Below are 763 nucleotides of genomic sequence, written 5' to 3'. Positions count from 1 at the left end.
CGCCACCCGCATTGCGGGCACTGCGAACGACTGGCGGTGCAGCTGCTGCGGCAAGCTGCTGGGCGTGCGCCGTGACGGCGTGATGCATCTGAGCTTCGCCCGCGGCCACGAATACCTGGTGAGCCTTCCGGCGACGGCCACCTGCCGCCGCTGCGGCACGCTGAACCAGGCGACCGCGCCCGCGCGCTAACGCGCCGCCCACCCACTCCCCCGATCATCAGAGGCGCACGACGCCCTGAGGCCCGAGAGAGGCGCTGGACGCCCGGCCGGAAGGCTGGCGTCCAGTGTGTCATTCCTGGTCCGGGATCCGTGACGATCTCGCCCGTTCCTCCACGACCCTGCAGTCCCAACGCGACTACCGTGCGATGCGCACGGCCGAGCCGGTCCTGCAGCCCTACGTCGATACCGCGGCATTGCTCAGCGCCCTGCACCATGGGCACCTCGATCACGGTGCGCGCAACGCCATTCTTGCCGCCCTAGTGCGTGCGTCTCAGGGAGCCGACCGCATTGCTGACCTGGCCCTGAGCGTGCTCCTGCTGGCACTCTGGCCGGGACTGGATGCGATCCGCGGCCGCTGCCTGCAGCGGGGCGTCGGCAGCCGCGACGAGATCGCGTCCGAGTTGCTGGCGCGAACGACCGAGCAAGTCCGAACGCTTGACCTCAGCCGGGTGAACCGGATCGCAGCGACCGTGCTCTGGAACGTCGAGCGCGACCTGCTGCGTGCCGCCCGACGAGAAACTGCCCGACAACAATCCTGCGCGTC

At 69.9% G+C, this 763-nt stretch carries 1 protein-coding gene and 1 pseudogene; both read left to right on the top strand.

Annotation, left to right across the window (positions count from 1 at the left end; genetic code table 11):
* The first annotated feature begins 10 nt into the window (after positions 1-10).
* Positions 11-190, top strand: a complete 180-nt coding sequence (locus tag CK240_RS17690) for a hypothetical protein (protein ID WP_240517581.1) — start codon at positions 11-13, stop codon at positions 188-190.
* Between the two features lie 175 nt (positions 191-365).
* Positions 366-763, top strand: a pseudogene (locus CK240_RS17685) (RNA polymerase sigma factor); the annotation flags it as partial.

Source organism: Paracoccus salipaludis, assembly GCF_002287065.1.
In the GTDB taxonomy this organism is placed as follows: Bacteria; Pseudomonadota; Alphaproteobacteria; order Rhodobacterales; family Rhodobacteraceae; genus Paracoccus; species Paracoccus salipaludis.
The sequence above is the reverse complement of the archived record's forward strand: the minus strand, read 5'-3'. Positions and strand labels throughout refer to the sequence as shown.